Raw genomic sequence first — 14,565 nt, forward strand, 5'->3', positions numbered from 1 at the left:
CGGCACACGCCACACCGTCATCCCCGAGGAGAGGACCCCCTTGACCACGAACGTGGAGCTGTCCAGTATTCAGCCGCCGGCCGACGAGCTGCTGGACCATGCGGACGTGCACCGTGCGGCCGAACGCCTGGCGCGGTCGCCGCGGGTGCGTGTCGAAGAGCTCGGACACAGTCACGAGGGCCGCGTCGTCAATGCCATCGTCGTCGGCCGGCCCGACGTCGTCGCCGATCCCGGACCGGTCCAGGAGCTGGCGCGATGCTGGTCGCTCCCATTCCCACAGGACGACGGCGACGCCACGTGGCCCGAGGACACGCCGATTCCGGTGCTGTTCGTCGCCAGCAACTACGGCAATGAGGCGGCGCAGACCGAGGCGCTGGTGCAGATCGCTCAGCGGGTGGCCGAGGACACGCCGGAGAACCAGCGGCTGCTCGACCGGCTCGTCGTGCTCATCGTGCCGCTCCTCAATCCGGACGGCCGCGAGCGTGCCCTGGAGACCTGGCGACGGCACCCCGCCGCCACCGCCGTGACGGCGTACGGCAACCACTACGACGTCCAGGTCGCGCGCGAGTACCTGCATCTGCTCGAGCCCGAGACAGCCGCACTGGCCGAACTCGTGCGGCGGTGGCATCCGGTACTCGTGTGGGAGGTCCACGAGGACTCCATCAACCTCGGGCGCCAGTTCGACGAGACGTGTCTGTGCCCGCCGATGTCGCCGGCGGACCGGATCGGGTCCTGGATCGCCAACGGCCCGGGTGACAACGATCCGCGCCTGTGGCATCAGGAGGTGAAGTACGGTGCCGCCATCGCCGCCGCGTGGCGTGCCGGCGGGTACCGGCTGCTGCACGACCCGGACGGGCGGCACGGCTGGCCGCGGTCGGCCGTGCCCGGCCTCGAGCAGCGGCCCAAGCAGCCGGAGACGAGGTTCACCCGCGCCATGCTGCTGCGCGGCGTGACGACGTTCATCACCGAGAGCGCACGGCGCCCCGGGACCCAGACCTGGGAGGAACGGGTCGGGCAGAAGGTCGACGCGGGCGCCGCGATCCTCACGACCGCGGCCGATGACGTCGCGACCCTGACGCGGATCGTCCGCGACGTCGGGGAGGCCGCGACGACCGGGCCCGACGAAGTCTTCTGGATTCCCGCCGACCAGGACCCGGGAGTCGTGGAGCGGGCCGTCAGCATCCTGCGGGCGCACGACATCCAGGTCCTCGCCGCCGACGCATCCGGCGGCTACGTCGTGCCACACAGCCAGCCCCGTCGCGGCACCGCGGAGGTACTGCTCTCGCTCGACCACGGCCGCCACCAGAGCCTGGTCGCGACCCTTGGGTTGCACGTCCTCGACTCCCGCCTCGACCGGCGGGCAGCCGAGGCCGCCGACGGCGCCGCCGCGGAGGTCGACGACCCGCCACCGACGCCGCACACGGCACCGCGGGTGGCTGCCGCGGGCACACCTCGGGTGGCCGTGTACGCCGGCCAGGGGGTCAAGGACTTCGCCGCGGAAGGACACCTGGGCAGCGTGCGGCGCCTCCTGGACCGGACGGGACTGCCGTTCGTTCTCCTGGAGGCCGACGCCGTGCGGGCCGGCCAGTTGGACGAGTTCGATGTGCTCGTCGTCCCGAAGGGCGACCCGGACGCCGTCCTCGAGGGCAGCCGGCCGGGGCCGCTGTGGTACGGGCCGCCGTGGGACCAGGAGGAAGAAACACGAGGGCTGGGCGCGGACGGCGCCGCGGCGATCGGCGCGTTCGTCGACCGTGGCGGACACTACATCGGCGTCGACGGCGGCGCGGTGCTGGCCACGCGCCGGCACCTGGCGCTGATCGACTGCGACGTCTCCGCCGACTACCTCGGCACCGGACTGGTCGAGCTGACCGTCGACGCGCCGGACGACCCGCTGTTCGACGGACTCACCGGGTCATGGGACGAAGCCGGTTCCTGGCGGGACGGGCTGATCCACGCCATGATCGACTGCGAGGCGTGGCTCGGCGAACCGGGCGCCACCGTCCTCTCCGCCGGCCAGGGCGTGCAGCAACTGGCCACGTTCTCCCGCCTCCTGCCGGTACGCGGAGTGGCGCACTTCGCGGGCGCGTTGCCGGAGGGACCAGCGCAGCGCCGAGCGGCGATCGTCCGCGGGCGGCGCGGTGCCGGAACCGTCACGCTGTTCGCGGTGAACCCGACGTACAGAAGCCTCAGCCCGCTGAGCGCACGGCTGCTCGCCAACGCCGTTCGAGCACCGTTCTGACCGGCCTCTCGGCGGGATGTTACGCCCTGGTGGTGACCGGGGTCTTCGCGGATGCCATGGCGGCCGCCACGATCGCGCTGCAGTGGGACCTGCCCAATGCCGTCGTGGTGCACCACCGCATCGATGTGGGCAACGACCGGCTGCTGAGGACGGTCAGCGATGTCACCGGTGTGCTCGAGCGGGTCGAAATGGAGCTGGAACACGCGTGCGTCAGCTGCGCCGTGCGTGAGGACGTGGTGCCCACGCTGGACCGGCTGGCCCGGTCGCGGCGCTGGGACACGATCGTCGCGCACCTTCCGGTCGGCGCCGACGCGGTCCAGGTGTGCCGGGTCGTGGCCCAGGATTCGCGGCTTCGGCACGTGCGCATCGCCGGCGTGCTGTGTGCCGTCGATGGCGCGCGCGTGGGGCACGACCTCCTCGGCGACGAACTGCTGCACGAACGAGGCGTGCCTACCGCCGAGGACGATGACCGCGGCGTCGCCGAGGTCGCGGCGGCTCAGGTGGAGTACGCCGACGCCATCACCGTGATCGACGGCGCGGGGGAGGCGGAGCTGGTGCGTGCGCACGCCCGGCCCGGTGCGGGCTTGCGCCGCGAGGCTCTCGGCCGTCAGGCGGCGGCCGGTGGCGCGCGGCTGGTAGAGGGGCACGGAGTGGCGGACGTGGTCGCCGAAGACGCGTGGGACGTCGCCGGCGAACGTCCAGGTGCCGGTGTCGGCATGCAGGCCGTTGCCGACACCGGACGCGCTGTCGGTGCTGGTGGTCATGCTGGCTCACGCCTTCTCGTAGACGGACACGTGCTGGGGGCTCTCAGCGGTGAACGGGCGGCGGTCCCAGCCGGCCCAGCGGTCGCGCAGCCGCAGTCCGGTGACGCGGGCCATCAGGTCCAGCTCGGCCGGCCACGCGTAGCGGGAGGCGGTGGGCCGCAGTTTGGCGGTGCCGTCGGCGGCGAAGTTCACCGCACGCGGCATCGACGCGGAAGTCGTCGGCCTCAACCCACACAGCGCGCGACTGCACGAACGCACCACCGGCCAGCTCAGCGGCCAGCACTGAGGAGGTCAGGGTTGTTCATGCATGGTTGCTCAGGGTTATGGGTTGACGTCGATGTACAGGTCGTGGGCGCCATCGAAGGCGTCCGGCGTGTATCCCTGGTCGACCTTGAGTGGTCCGAGCCGCAGCCCGTGCTGTGCGGCCCAATCGTAGATGGCTCCGAAACTGTCGGCGATCTGTTCCACCGGGCCCTCGTGGCGGTGATGGACGAACCGGCCGGCCGGTACGACAACGGCGGACATGCCTGCGGGGACGTCGTCGGCATCGACGGCTACCAGGCCGACCGTCTCGCGGTAGGCGCCGCCGCCGAGCTCATTGCTCACCTCGGTGAAGGTCCCGCCGGGCGGCGGCGGTAGTTCGTCGCGGCGGTCGAAGAGGCGTCGCCAGGCGTCCGGTACGGCTGTGCTCAGGCCCTCGAAGCGAGCGACGACCTCGATGCCGACCACGGTCAGCTCCGGCCGCTGCACGATCTCCATCTGAGCGGTTCCTCCTGTTGGCTGGGTGGGAAGCATGGTCAACCTAGCGTGCGCGAGCCCTTGACCTCGACCGTGGGGTGAGTCTTTGCCCGAAGGTATGGAGCAGGCGGATCGCAAGACCTGCACAGCGCGGAAATCCGGGCGAAACATTGCGCGTCTGTCGGTGGTATAGCAGTATGACGCCATGCCATCTCCCATGCGCATTGTCGGGGTGACCGTCGACCTGGTGCACGTCGAGGCCGCGGAACCGTTTCGGTGGCGGGACGGGCTGCCAGGTTCGGAGCCCGCCCTGGTGGGGGGCGTGCTGAAGATCCACACCGACGCCGGGGTCGTGGGCACGGCTCGGACGAATCGCGGTGTGATCGTTCGCGACATCGTGGAGCGGCGATTCGCCGAGGCCTTCGTCGGCCTCGACCCGTTGGAGCGGGAGAAGCTGTGGCGGCTGGCGTGGGAGATCGACCGGATCGAGCGCTTTCCGGTGTACCTGATCGGGCTGCTGGACGTGGCGTTGTGGGATCTGGCTGGAAAGGTCGCCCAGGAGCCGGTGTACAGGCTCCTGGGCGGCTTCAGGTCACAGATCCCTGCGTACGCGAGCACGGTGACGTTCGGCTCCGTCGAGGAGTACCTGGACGTCGCGGACCAGTGCCTCGCGCTCGGCTATCCGGCGATCAAGCTGCACGCGTGGGGCGACGCCCGGCGCGACGCGGCGTTGTGTGCAGCCCTTCGTGAGCACGTCGGTCCGGACGTGCCGCTGATGTACGACGGGTCGGCGGGTTTCGACCTGCCGGACGCCGTCCACCTGGGTCGGGTGCTGGCCGAGCACGACTATCTCTGGTACGAGGAACCGATCCGCGAGTACAGCATCACCGCATACGCGCGGCTGGCGGAGCGGGTCGACGTGCCGCTGCTGGTGGCGGAGACCACCGAGGGTGCACATCTCAACACGGCCGACTTCGTTGCCAGCGGTTGTGCGTCGTATGTGCGCACCAGCGCCGGTTTCAAAGGCGGTATCACCGGCGCGATGCGCATCGCCCACCTCGCCGAGGCGTTCCAGCTCCGCGCGGAGGTCCACGGTAGCGGCCCCGTCAACAGGCACCTGTGTATGGCCATCCCGAACGCGACCTACTACGAGTCACTCGTCACGACCAACCCGGTGCGCCGGGAAGCATGCGTCGACGAGAACGGCATGGTCCAGGCACCCCGCGAGCCCGGCATCTGAACCATCCACCCGCAGCGGAAGGAAGGTAGCAGCATGCGTCATCTGTCCGCGTTATCCCTGACGGCCGGTGTCGTCATCGCGTCTGGGCTGCTGGTCAGCGCCCAAAAGGCCCCGATCGCAGCAGAGGAGGAGACGTCGTACGCGGTGTTCTACGTGTCCCCGAGCGGCTCGGACGCCGATCAGGGCACCGAGGAAGCGCCGTTCGGCACCCTCGAGCGGGCCCGGCAGGCCGTGGCCGAGCTCGCGCCGACCATGACCGGCGACATCGAGGTCGTGCTGCGCGGCGGCACCTACCAGCTCACCGAGCCGCTCAGACTCGGCCCGGCGGACTCCGGGACGGGCGGGTACCAGGTGTCTTACGAGGCGTATCCGGGGGAGCAGCCGGTACTGTCCGGCGGCATCGAGGTCACCGGCTGGACGCAGGACGACTGGGTCAACCGGAATCGCTGGAAGGCCCCCGTCCCGGCCGGCATGCGGACCCGGCAACTCTACGTCGACGGTGTCCGCGCCGACCGCTCCCGGGTGGACTACGGCCTGACGCCGACCAACCAGTCACGACCCGTCGTCCCGGCCCAGCTCCAGCGGACCGAGACCGGCTTCATCACGAACAACACCGCGATCCAGCAGTGGACCAACCCGCAGCTGATCGAGTTCGTGTGGAGCGGCCAGGGAGCCAACTCCAACGCGTCGTGGATGGAGCCGAGGTGCCGGGTGGAGAGCATCTCCGGCACGTCCACGCAGACCACGATCACGATGCGGCAGCCGTGCTTCAGCAAGCTGCAGCCGGCGCTCAAGAACGACCAGACCGCGTTGATGCCGACGTACGTCGAGCACGTGCTGGAGGCCACCTACCGCCCCGGCCAGTGGTACCTGGACGAGACCGCCGACACGGTCTACTACGTGCCGCGCGGCGGCGAGGACGTCACGACCGCCACCGTCATCGCGCCGCGGCTGGAACAGCTCGTCGTGCTCGCCGGCACACCGGAGGCGCCGGTGCACGACATTTCGTTCTCGGGCATCACGTTCGCCTACACGACCTGGCTCGGTCCCAGCACCGACGCGGGCTACCCGGAGCAGCAGGCCAACGTCTATACGAGCGGGAACAGCCGCGTCGGCCCTCCCGGAACGGTGGCTGTCGTCGCCGGGCGGAACATCCGCTTCGAGGGCAACCACTTCGCGCACGCCGGCGCGGCCGGCCTGGAGATGCGCGGAGGCACGCAGGACAGCGAGATCGTCGGCAATGTGTTCACCGACATCTCCGGCAACGCCGTGCAGCTCGGCGGCTTCGTCACCAGGCACCCGGCGCCCGAGGCAGAGGACCGGGGCATCACCGTCGAGAACAACTACATCGACGGTGCGGGCGCGGAGTACAAGGGCGCGGTCGGCATCCTCGCCGGGTATGTTGCCGACACCACGGTCGCGCACAACGAGGTCACCAACGTGTCCTACACCGGCATCTCGGTCGGCTGGGGATGGACGTCGGACACGTACGTCGAGGGCAACCGGATCGAAGCGAACAACGTCCACGACGTGCTGCAGAAGAGTCCCCTGATGCACGACGGCGGCGGCATCTACACGCTGGGCTCGACGCCCGACGCCGAGCGGTCGGTCATCACCCGGAACTGGGTGCACGACATTCCGTACGCCGTCGGCGGCATCTACCTCGACGCAGGGAGCGACTACTTCGACGTCACCGAGAACGTGATCTCCGAGTCCGACGCCCGGACCTGGTTCTTCATCGCGACGTCTCGGGCGGGCAGCGAGAACGTCTTCCGCGGCAACTTTACGTCCCACACGCAGTACCAGACCCAGTCCAACACCGGCGGCAACACGGTGGCCGACAACCAGACCGGTATCACCAGCTGGCCAGACGATGCGCAGCAGATCATGCGGGAAGCCGGTTTGGAGCCGTCGTACCGCAAACTCACGCGCGTGTCGACGGTGATCTGAGAGGTATGCAGGTGGACCGGCTGCCGGACGGCGAACTCGACTTTCTCCCGTGGCTGTTCTGGTCCCGGGCCACGGACGAGCAGCGGGACGGGCAACAGGCCTGGCAGCAGGAGCTGCGCTCGCGCGGACTGGAGCGCGCCGGCGAGCGGTCGTTCGTGTCCTACCTGGCCGCGGTGTACGAGGCGGAGCTCACGGTGGGTCACGATTCGTTCATCGCGGCGCACGTCTACCTCACCAGCGACGTCGACCTCGGTGACCACTCCAGGCTCAACCCGTACGCCGTGGTGCGCGGGCCGGTGCGGATCGGTGACGGCGTGCGCATCGGGGCGCGCGAGCAGGCCGGGTCGCTGCTCGACCGGTACTGGACCGACGCCTTCGTGAACCAGCCCGGTGGCGCGCCGACCGTGCGGGCGACCTGCGACGCGGTCGAGATCGCCGACCTGCTGCTCGGCGGACCGCCGCCGCAGGAACCCGCGCGGGAGCTAACGCGACGTCTCGCCGCCCGGCAGGATCCGGGCGCCGGGCTGATCCCGGAACTCGGCGAGACGACCCCACTCGGCCTGGACGGCCCGTCGGCGTACCACGTTCTCTGCGTCGGGTGCTCCCTCGACCGGCACGGTCCGCAGGCGACCCAGCTCGGCTGGCTGATGACGCGGCGGGACCGCTGGTCGGGGCTGTGGGGGATGCCCAGCGTGCACGAGGGTCGGCGGCAGCCGGTCAACGGTTCTTACCGGCTCACGCGCGGCACGTTCGCCCAGTTCGGCGTCAACGTGCCGCGTCCGGAGGCGACCATCGACACGGTCCTGCCGCATGCCCAGGACGGCCGCTTCTTCGCCGAAGGTCGGGGCACCGCCTGCGACGTGCTCGATGTCGTCCACCCGTTGTGGCTGTGCGGGCAGCAGACCCGGCATCGCCGCCCGGAGGTGCAGAACTGGGTCGGGGAGCGGTTGGATTCCACCCTGTCGCGATGGCATCCCGAGGCCGGTTTCCCTTTCAGCCCCGCACCGACGACTAGGAGCGAGCATCAGCCCAGCGGGGCGCTGGGATATCGGCCGCGCGGTGTCCACCGTCCGGAGCCGGCCTGGCCCGGCGAGGTGCCCTGACATGGAGATGTGGGCACACCCGATCTCGTTCGCCGACGACCCGGTTCGGGAGGCGCACCGGCTGGCCGCGGCCGGCATCTCGGCGGTCCGGCTGGCCTTCGTCTACCACAGCGGCCGATGGCTGCTGACGACGAGCGAGCCGGGCACCGTCGTCGACCTTCCCTCCGGCGCCTGGTTCCGTCCCGGCCAGTACCCGGCCAGAGGTCCGGTACCCCGGCGCTCCTTCGCCGGCCCGCAGGAACCCGCGGTGCGCGCCGCTGCCGCCCTGGCTGCGGCCGGCATCGAGACCGTGGCGTGGTTGGTCGGCCTGCACAGCACACCGCTGGCCACCGCGCACCCGAACCTCGCGATCCGCAACGTGTTCGGCCACCGGTACCGGCACGCCCTGTGCCCGGCCCAGCCCGCCGTGCGACGGTACGCGGCCGCGCTCGCCGCCGACGTCGCCACGCACGATGTGACCGGCCTGGACCTCGAGGCGTTCGGTTACCTCGGCTGGCCGCACCAGGGCGCACACGACAAGTCCGGTCCGCTGCGCCCGGCCGATCGATGGCTGCTGTCCCTGTGCACATGCCCGGCCTGCGCGCGGTGCCTCACCAGCGCGGGGGTGGGGGTCGAGGAGCTGACCGGCCGGGCCCGCACAGCAATCGATGCCCAGCTCGCCGATCCAGCACCAGCAGCTGCAGACCCGTCCGCGGACGCCGTGACAGCGCTCGGCGCCGATCTTTGCGACGTCGTCCACGCAGTCCGGGACCGGGTCGTCGAGGAGCTGGTGCGCGACGTCGTCGCCGCGGCCCGTGACCTCCCGGTGTGGCTGCGCGCGACAGCCGATCGTTACGCCTGTGCTGGGAAGACGGCGGGCGACCTGCCGGCCCTCAGCACCGTGGCCGGACATCTCGTGCTCACCGACCTCGCCGGCGACCTGGCGGCGCTGCGCCGCGACGTGACTCAGGCGCGGTCGCTCGAGCCCGGCCGGCTGGCGGTGGGCTGGAGCCTGCTGGGTCAGCACACGACCGATCCGGCGATGCTCGCCACACTGCGGGCCGAGTACGCCGGCCATAGGTTGGCCTTCTACGCCTACGACCTGGCGCCGCCCAGTCGCCTGGGATGGCTGACAAATGCGAGCGATGAGAGGAGCGGCCAGTGGTCGCGATCACCGGGGTAACGCTGACCAGCGTCAACACCCCTCGCCGAGGCGGCATCACGTGCGGGCACATCATCGTCGAGCTGCTCACCGACGTCGACGGACTGGTGGGTGTGGGGGAGATGTCCGACCTCCAGCACCTGCCCCGGTATCACGTCGACGTGCCGGAGCTGGAGCGGACCCTCACCGGCCTGCTGGCCGGGCTCGACCCACTGGCGCTGACCGAGGGGTACCGCCGGCTCGAGGCGAGCTTTCCGCAGGCCGAGCACATCTACGACAAGAGCCGGGCGATCAAGACCGGAGTCGACACCGCGCTGTGGGACCTGGCCGCCAAGCGACTCGGGATCCGGGTCGCCGATCTGCTCGGCGGCCCGATGCGCGACCGGATGCCGATCGCCTACCCGATCTTCCGCATGCAGCACGAGGACGACGTCCACCGCCGCCTCGACGTCGTAGCCGATCGCCTCGCCGATGGGTTCCAGTGGTTCCGGATCTACGTGGGCCGCCGGCTGGACCTGGACGAGCGCTTCCTGCGGATGGCGCGAGAGCGCTTCGGCGACCAGCTGCGGATCAAGTCGCTGGACTTCTCCAACCTGCTCGACGCCAAGGCGGCCTGCAGGTTCGCCAACCGGGTCTCCGACGTCGGCTTCGACCTGGTCGAGGCGCCGGCGCCGGCCCGCGACATCCGTGGCCTGGCGATGGCGCGGCAACAGCTGCCGGTGCCCGTCAGCGAGCACGTGTACTCGTACCGCTGGGCGCTCGACCTGGTCGCCGCGGACGCGGTGGACGTGTTCAACGTCAGTGTCATCGCGATCGGGGGCATCACGCCGGTTCGGCGGATCTTCGCGATCGCCGAGGCGGCCGGCACCCCGTGCCTGATCGGAACCACGCAGGAGCTGTCGATCGGGACGGCCGCCGCGGCACACGTCGCGATGGCGATGCCGGCGGCGGTCCTGCCCGGCGACCCGGTCGGCCCGCTGCTGTACACGGCCGACGTGGTGCGCCGGCCGGTGACGTACGTGGACGGCCACCTGACCCTGCCCGAGGGCCCAGGGCTGGGCATGGAGGTCGACCCTGAGCGGCTGGCCGCCATCGAAGGCCCGCTCACCTGGGCGCACACATCGGCGACGGCCGCGACTGACCGAACTGCGGTGGTGCCGTCATGATGCCCGGACGCTTCGCCGGCCAGGTCGTCCTGGTGACCGGCGCCGGGCGTAACATCGGCCGGGCCATCGCAGAGCGGTTCGCCGCCGAGGGCGCCAGTGTCGCCGTGAACGCCTTGACGGCCGAGGACGCCGCACCGGCGGTCGCGGCGTTGCGGACAGCCGGCGCCCGCGCCGCTGCCTATGTCGCCGACGTGTCCGACGCAACGGCGGTAGCTGCCATGATCACCGCCATCGGAACCGACTTCGGCCGGCTCGACGTCCTGGTGAACAACGCCGCGGTGCCCACGGTCGGCCGGGTGCCCCTGCTCGACCTGTCACTCAGCGACTGGGATCGAGCGTTTGCGGTCAACGTCCGGGGAACGTTCCTGTGCACCGTGGCCGCCGCGAAGCTCATGCTGCAGGAGGGTGGCGGTGCGATCGTGAATGTCTCGTCGATCGGTGCCACCCGGGCGCACCGCAACGCGGTGGCCTACGACGCGACGAAGGGCGCGGTCGAGGCGGCGACCCGCGCGATGGCGGTCGATCTCGCGCCGCACGGCATCAGGGTGAACGCGGTAGCGCCCGGATCCATCGCAAACGACCGCCTCCGCGCGGCCGGACCCGAAGAAGCGCGGGCTCGCGCCGCGGCGGTGCCGCTGGGCCGGGTCGGCGCCGGCGCCGAGGTGGCTGCGGCGGTCGCGTTCCTGGCCTCGGCCGACGCCGCCTACATCACGGGTGAGGTCGTGGCCGTCGACGGCGGGCTCGCAGCCCAGGCCCGGCCGTCGCAGGACGAACCGCGGTTCCAGCCGGCTAGCGCCTAGTATGGTGATATACCAAGGTCGATCTCGAAGAATGGAGTCGTCATGCTTCCGGCTCTGACGCAACCGGTGTCGCGCACTGAACAGGTCCGGGATACGCTGCGCCGGGCAATCCTGGACGGTCAGCTGGCGCCGGGTCAGCCCCTCGTCGAGCGAGAGCTGGCGACACGGCTCGGGGTGTCCAAGACCCCCGTGCGCGAGGCGCTCAAGCTTCTGCACGCGAGCGGGCTGGTGCGCATCTCCAGCTACGAGGCGGTCACCGTCCGTTCGGTGGACGCAGCGACCGTCCGCGAGGTCTACCAGGCCCGGCTGGTGCTGGAGCCCGCCGCGGTCCGGCTCGCCGTCGGGGCGCGCGGGGCCGTCGAGCACGCGGCCGCGCGGGCGGCGCTGAAGGAGGCCGAGGAGGCCATGTCCCGTGGCGACATCGCCGCGATGGGCCTGGCCAATCGCACCTTCCACCGCGAGCTGTACCTGGCCTCCGGCAACTCGTTCCTCAACGGCTTCCTCGACCAGGTGCAGGATCTCAGCGCGCTGGTCGCCACTGCGGGATGGCGACACGAGCCCACGTACAAGGAGGAGGCCGGCCAGCACGCCGACATCCTGGCCGGGTACGAGGCGGGCGACGCCGACCGCGCCGAGCAACTGCTGCGCGACCACATCGAGCGGTCGTTCGCCAGCGTCGAGCGGGCGATCGCCTCGGCCTGACTCATGGCACACACCCTCACGACGCTGCGATACGGGATCGACGCGGACGAGAACCAAGCGGTCGACCTCTTGACCCCGGAACGCATGACGTCGTCGGTGGCGGTGTTCATGGTGCACGGCGGCAGCTGGTATCACGGATCGCGGCAGATGTACCACCCCCATCTGGGCAGGTTCGCCGATGCCGGCCACCTGGGCGCGAGCGTCGGGTACCGCTTGGATCCGCGCAGTCGCCTGCACGACAAGATGAGGGACGTCGCGCGCGGCTACCAGGCCTTCCGCGAGTACGTCCGCGAACACCACCCGTCCGTCTCAGCCACCGTGCTCGTCGGCGGCTCGGCCGGCGCGCATCTCGCGTCGCTGCTCGCCCTGCGCGGACCCCACGCATGGAACCCGGATACCGAACCGTTCGGCGACGCCGCGCCCCGAGCATGCATCTGCTGGTACGGCCCCGGTACCTTGCAACGCTGGCCGGACATGGACCCGCGCATCCGAGCGGCCATGGAGCAACTGTGTGGCGCTGCCTACGACGATCCTGGCAGCGCCTCCGTGTTCACCGCCGCCTCGCCGGGGACCTACGCCTCGCCCGCCCCGCCGGAGTGCCTCTTCCTTCTTGCCGAGCACGAGGACCTGTTCCCGCACGAGTACGTCCACGACCTCGCGGACCGGCTGCGCTCAGCCGGTGCAAGCGCAGAGATCGTGGTCGTTCCCGGCACCAAGCACGGCTTCATGATGGACGTCGACAGCGCACCGGCAACCTTCGGGTTCCAGCGCATGTACGACGTCATCGCCCGTTACGACCGCTGATCCGGCGCAGCCGGCAGCGACCTCACATCGACGAAAACTGTCCGACATCTTGTGTCTGTGCGCCTGGTATAGCAGTATGACGCCATGCCAGACGCGCTCTCGACGAAGCGGACGCACCGGTTGCGCCGTGACGCCGCGCTGCTGCTGATGATGGCTCCGGCGGTGGCCTACTTCGCCGTCTTCCACTATGGAGCGCTGTTCGGTTACGCGATCGCGTTCCAGGACTACGTGCCCTTCCTGGGCGTGGGCGGCTCGACCTGGGTCGGCTTCGACAACTTCGCGCAGTTGGTCGAGGACCCCGCCGTCTGGTCGGCTGTGGTCAACACGCTTCAGATCTCCGGGCTACAGCTCGTCTTCTTCTTCCCGGCGCCGATCGCGCTGGCGATCTTCCTGCACAGTCTCACGTACGGCACCGTGCGCCGGTTCGTCCAGAGCGTCGTCTACCTGCCGCACTTCATCTCGTGGGTGATCGTGGTCGCCCTGTTCCAGCAGATGCTGGGCGGGGCCGGGCTGCTCAATACCTGGCTCGCCGACAACGGCTGGCACGCGATCGACATCATCGGTAACCCCTCGGCGTTCCAGCCACTGATGGTCGTCCAGATCATCTGGAAGGACTGTGGCTGGGGCACGATCATCTTCCTGGCCGCGCTGTACCAGGTGAACGAGCAGCTCTACGAAGCATCGGCCATCGACGGTGCGGGCTACTGGCGCCGGCTCTGGCACGTCACCCTGCCGGGGCTGCGGCCGATCATCCTGCTGCTGTTCATCCTCAAGCTCGGCGACATCCTGTCCGTCGGGTTCGAGCAGATGTTCCTGCAACGGGACGCTTTCGGCCCAGAGGTCGCCGAGGTGCTGGACACCTTCGTCTACTACACCGGCGTCGCCGGCGGTGACTGGGGCTACGCGACCGCCGTCGGCCTGGTCAAGGGCGTCCTCGGTGCCGTGCTGGTGTTCGCCGCCAACAAGGTCGCGCACCGGATCGGGGAGGAGGGGATCTACCGATGAGCATTCTGAGCAGGACCGCGCAACCGGCCTGGCTGCCCAAGCCGAGCCCGCTGCTGGTGCTGGCCAAGGCGGTCGCGCTGGTGATCATCGTGGCGCTGGTGCTGTTCCCGTTCCTCGTCGTGGTGTCCACCAGTCTGGCGCCGCAGGACGAGGTCATCGACAAGGGTGGGTGGGTGATCTGGCCGGACCGGATCACTGTGCAGGCGTACCAGGACATCCTGGCCGGCGGCATCGTGACCCGGGCGACCATGGTCAGTGCCGGCGTCACCATCGTCGGCACCGCGCTGTCGCTGGTCTGCACGACCCTGCTGGCCTACGCGCTCGCCCGCCCCGGTGTCTTCGGTGGCCGGCCGGTGCTGCTGATGGTGCTCTTCACGTTCCTGTTCACCCCGGGAATGATTCCCACCTACTTGGTCGTGCAGGCAATGGGACTGCTCGACAGCTACAGCGCGCTGATCTTTCCGGTTCTGGTCAACGCGTTCAACCTCGTCGTCCTTCGTGGCTTCTTCCAGGGCATTCCGACCGATCTGTTCGAGGCGGCGCGCATCGACGGCGCGGGTGAGCTCCGCGTCCTGCGCAAGATCGTGATGCCCCTGTCGAAGGCGGCGATCGCGGTCATCGGCCTGTTCTACGCGGTCAGCTACTGGAACTCGTTCTTCACCGCCGTGCTCTATCTGAACGACTCGTCGAAGTGGCCGATCCAGGTGGTTCTACGGCAGTACGTCATCGAGGGGTCGCCGCTGGCGGGGTCGATCGAGACCCAGGAGGCGCAGCTCAGCGCCGTCAACTCGATCCAGATGGCAGTCGTCGTGCTGGCCATGCTGCCCATCGTCGTCATCTACCCGTTCATCCAGCGGCATTTCGTCCGCGGCGTCCTGACCGGCGCCATCAAGGCATGACCACCTTCGAAGGA

12 protein-coding genes and 2 pseudogenes are annotated in these 14,565 nt (G+C 70.0%); 12 read left to right on the top strand and 2 right to left on the bottom strand.

Features of this window, described 5'->3' with window-relative positions; genetic code table 11:
* Window positions 1-40: 40 nt before the first annotated feature.
* Together E1262_RS11115 and E1262_RS32040 are read left to right on the top strand one after the other, a co-directional pair.
* On the top strand, window positions 41-2,239 hold the full coding sequence (locus tag E1262_RS11115) for a M14 family zinc carboxypeptidase (RefSeq protein ID WP_162605868.1): 2,199 nt from the start codon (window positions 41-43) through the stop codon (window positions 2,237-2,239).
* Between the two features lie 56 nt (window positions 2,240-2,295).
* Window positions 2,296-2,754: pseudogene (locus E1262_RS32040) on the top strand (GTP-binding protein); the annotation flags it as partial.
* A gap of 255 nt (window positions 2,755-3,009) precedes the next feature.
* On the opposite strand, the pseudogene E1262_RS32045 reads toward E1262_RS32040, so the two are convergent.
* Together E1262_RS32045 and E1262_RS32050 are read right to left on the bottom strand one after the other, a co-directional pair.
* A pseudogene (locus E1262_RS32045) lies at window positions 3,010-3,147 on the bottom strand (SAM-dependent methyltransferase); the annotation flags it as partial.
* A 177-nt stretch (window positions 3,148-3,324) separates the two neighbouring features.
* On the bottom strand, window positions 3,325-3,966 hold the full coding sequence (locus E1262_RS32050) for a GyrI-like domain-containing protein (RefSeq protein ID WP_132103205.1): 642 nt from the start codon (window positions 3,964-3,966) through the stop codon (window positions 3,325-3,327).
* Here E1262_RS32050 and E1262_RS11135 point away from each other — a divergent pair.
* From E1262_RS11135 to E1262_RS11180, 10 genes are all read left to right on the top strand, one after another.
* Window positions 3,959-4,981 carry an enolase C-terminal domain-like protein gene (locus E1262_RS11135; RefSeq protein ID WP_132103206.1) on the top strand — a complete coding sequence of 341 codons (1,023 nt, stop codon included), beginning with the start codon at window positions 3,959-3,961 and terminating at the stop codon, window positions 4,979-4,981. The two genes, E1262_RS32050 and E1262_RS11135, sit on opposite strands and share 8 nt — an antisense overlap.
* A 33-nt stretch (window positions 4,982-5,014) precedes the next feature.
* The gene (locus E1262_RS11140; protein WP_132103207.1) at window positions 5,015-6,931 is read left to right on the top strand and encodes a right-handed parallel beta-helix repeat-containing protein; all 1,917 of its coding nucleotides are present in this window, start codon (window positions 5,015-5,017) and stop codon (window positions 6,929-6,931) included.
* 11 nt (window positions 6,932-6,942) lie between these two features.
* The gene (locus E1262_RS11145) at window positions 6,943-8,034 is read left to right on the top strand and encodes an acyltransferase (protein ID WP_203453766.1); all 1,092 of its coding nucleotides are present in this window, start codon (window positions 6,943-6,945) and stop codon (window positions 8,032-8,034) included.
* A 1-nt stretch (window position 8,035) separates the two neighbouring features.
* Window positions 8,036-9,196 carry a hypothetical protein gene (locus tag E1262_RS11150; RefSeq protein ID WP_132103209.1) on the top strand — a complete coding sequence of 387 codons (1,161 nt, stop codon included), beginning with the start codon at window positions 8,036-8,038 and terminating at the stop codon, window positions 9,194-9,196.
* Window positions 9,175-10,341 (top strand): mandelate racemase/muconate lactonizing enzyme family protein, encoded by a 1,167-nt coding sequence (locus tag E1262_RS11155; protein ID WP_132103210.1) that lies wholly within the window; start codon window positions 9,175-9,177, stop codon window positions 10,339-10,341. Before E1262_RS11150 ends, E1262_RS11155 begins: the two co-directional genes overlap by 22 nt.
* Window positions 10,338-11,141: an SDR family NAD(P)-dependent oxidoreductase gene (locus E1262_RS11160; protein WP_132103211.1), complete on the top strand. Its 804-nt coding sequence runs from the start codon at window positions 10,338-10,340 to the stop codon at window positions 11,139-11,141. The genes E1262_RS11155 and E1262_RS11160 overlap by 4 nt, the downstream gene beginning before the upstream one ends.
* Before the next feature lie 42 nt (window positions 11,142-11,183).
* The gene (locus E1262_RS11165) at window positions 11,184-11,843 is read left to right on the top strand and encodes a GntR family transcriptional regulator (protein ID WP_132103212.1); all 660 of its coding nucleotides are present in this window, start codon (window positions 11,184-11,186) and stop codon (window positions 11,841-11,843) included.
* A 3-nt stretch (window positions 11,844-11,846) separates the two neighbouring features.
* The gene (locus tag E1262_RS11170; protein ID WP_132103213.1) at window positions 11,847-12,647 is read left to right on the top strand and encodes an alpha/beta hydrolase; all 801 of its coding nucleotides are present in this window, start codon (window positions 11,847-11,849) and stop codon (window positions 12,645-12,647) included.
* Between the two features lie 84 nt (window positions 12,648-12,731).
* Entirely contained in the window at window positions 12,732-13,652 is a 921-nt protein-coding gene (locus E1262_RS11175; protein WP_203453767.1) for an ABC transporter permease, read from the top strand.
* A gap of 5 nt (window positions 13,653-13,657) precedes the next feature.
* The gene (locus tag E1262_RS11180) at window positions 13,658-14,551 is read left to right on the top strand and encodes a carbohydrate ABC transporter permease (protein ID WP_132103309.1); all 894 of its coding nucleotides are present in this window, start codon (window positions 13,658-13,660) and stop codon (window positions 14,549-14,551) included.
* The last annotated feature ends 14 nt before the right edge of the window (window positions 14,552-14,565 follow it).

Origin of the sequence: Jiangella aurantiaca, from assembly GCF_004349105.1 — a bacterium.
Classification (GTDB): Bacteria; Actinomycetota; Actinomycetes; order Jiangellales; family Jiangellaceae; genus Jiangella; species Jiangella aurantiaca.

What these genes read in the sequence shown, in the direction of transcription:
- E1262_RS11135 (WP_132103206.1), top strand. Translation starts at nt 3,959, where the DNA reads ATGCGCATTGTCGGGGTGACCGTCGACCTGGTGCACGTCGAGGCCGCG.
- E1262_RS32050 (WP_132103205.1), bottom strand. Translation starts at nt 3,966, where the DNA reads ATGCGCATGGGAGATGGCATGGCGTCATACTGCTATACCACCGACAGA.
- E1262_RS11140 (WP_132103207.1), top strand. Translation starts at nt 5,015, where the DNA reads ATGCGTCATCTGTCCGCGTTATCCCTGACGGCCGGTGTCGTCATCGCG.
- E1262_RS11150 (WP_132103209.1), top strand. Translation starts at nt 8,036, where the DNA reads ATGGAGATGTGGGCACACCCGATCTCGTTCGCCGACGACCCGGTTCGG.
- E1262_RS11160 (WP_132103211.1), top strand. Translation starts at nt 10,338, where the DNA reads ATGATGCCCGGACGCTTCGCCGGCCAGGTCGTCCTGGTGACCGGCGCC.
- E1262_RS11165 (WP_132103212.1), top strand. Translation starts at nt 11,184, where the DNA reads ATGCTTCCGGCTCTGACGCAACCGGTGTCGCGCACTGAACAGGTCCGG.
- E1262_RS11170 (WP_132103213.1), top strand. Translation starts at nt 11,847, where the DNA reads ATGGCACACACCCTCACGACGCTGCGATACGGGATCGACGCGGACGAG.
- E1262_RS11175 (WP_203453767.1), top strand. Translation starts at nt 12,732, where the DNA reads ATGCCAGACGCGCTCTCGACGAAGCGGACGCACCGGTTGCGCCGTGAC.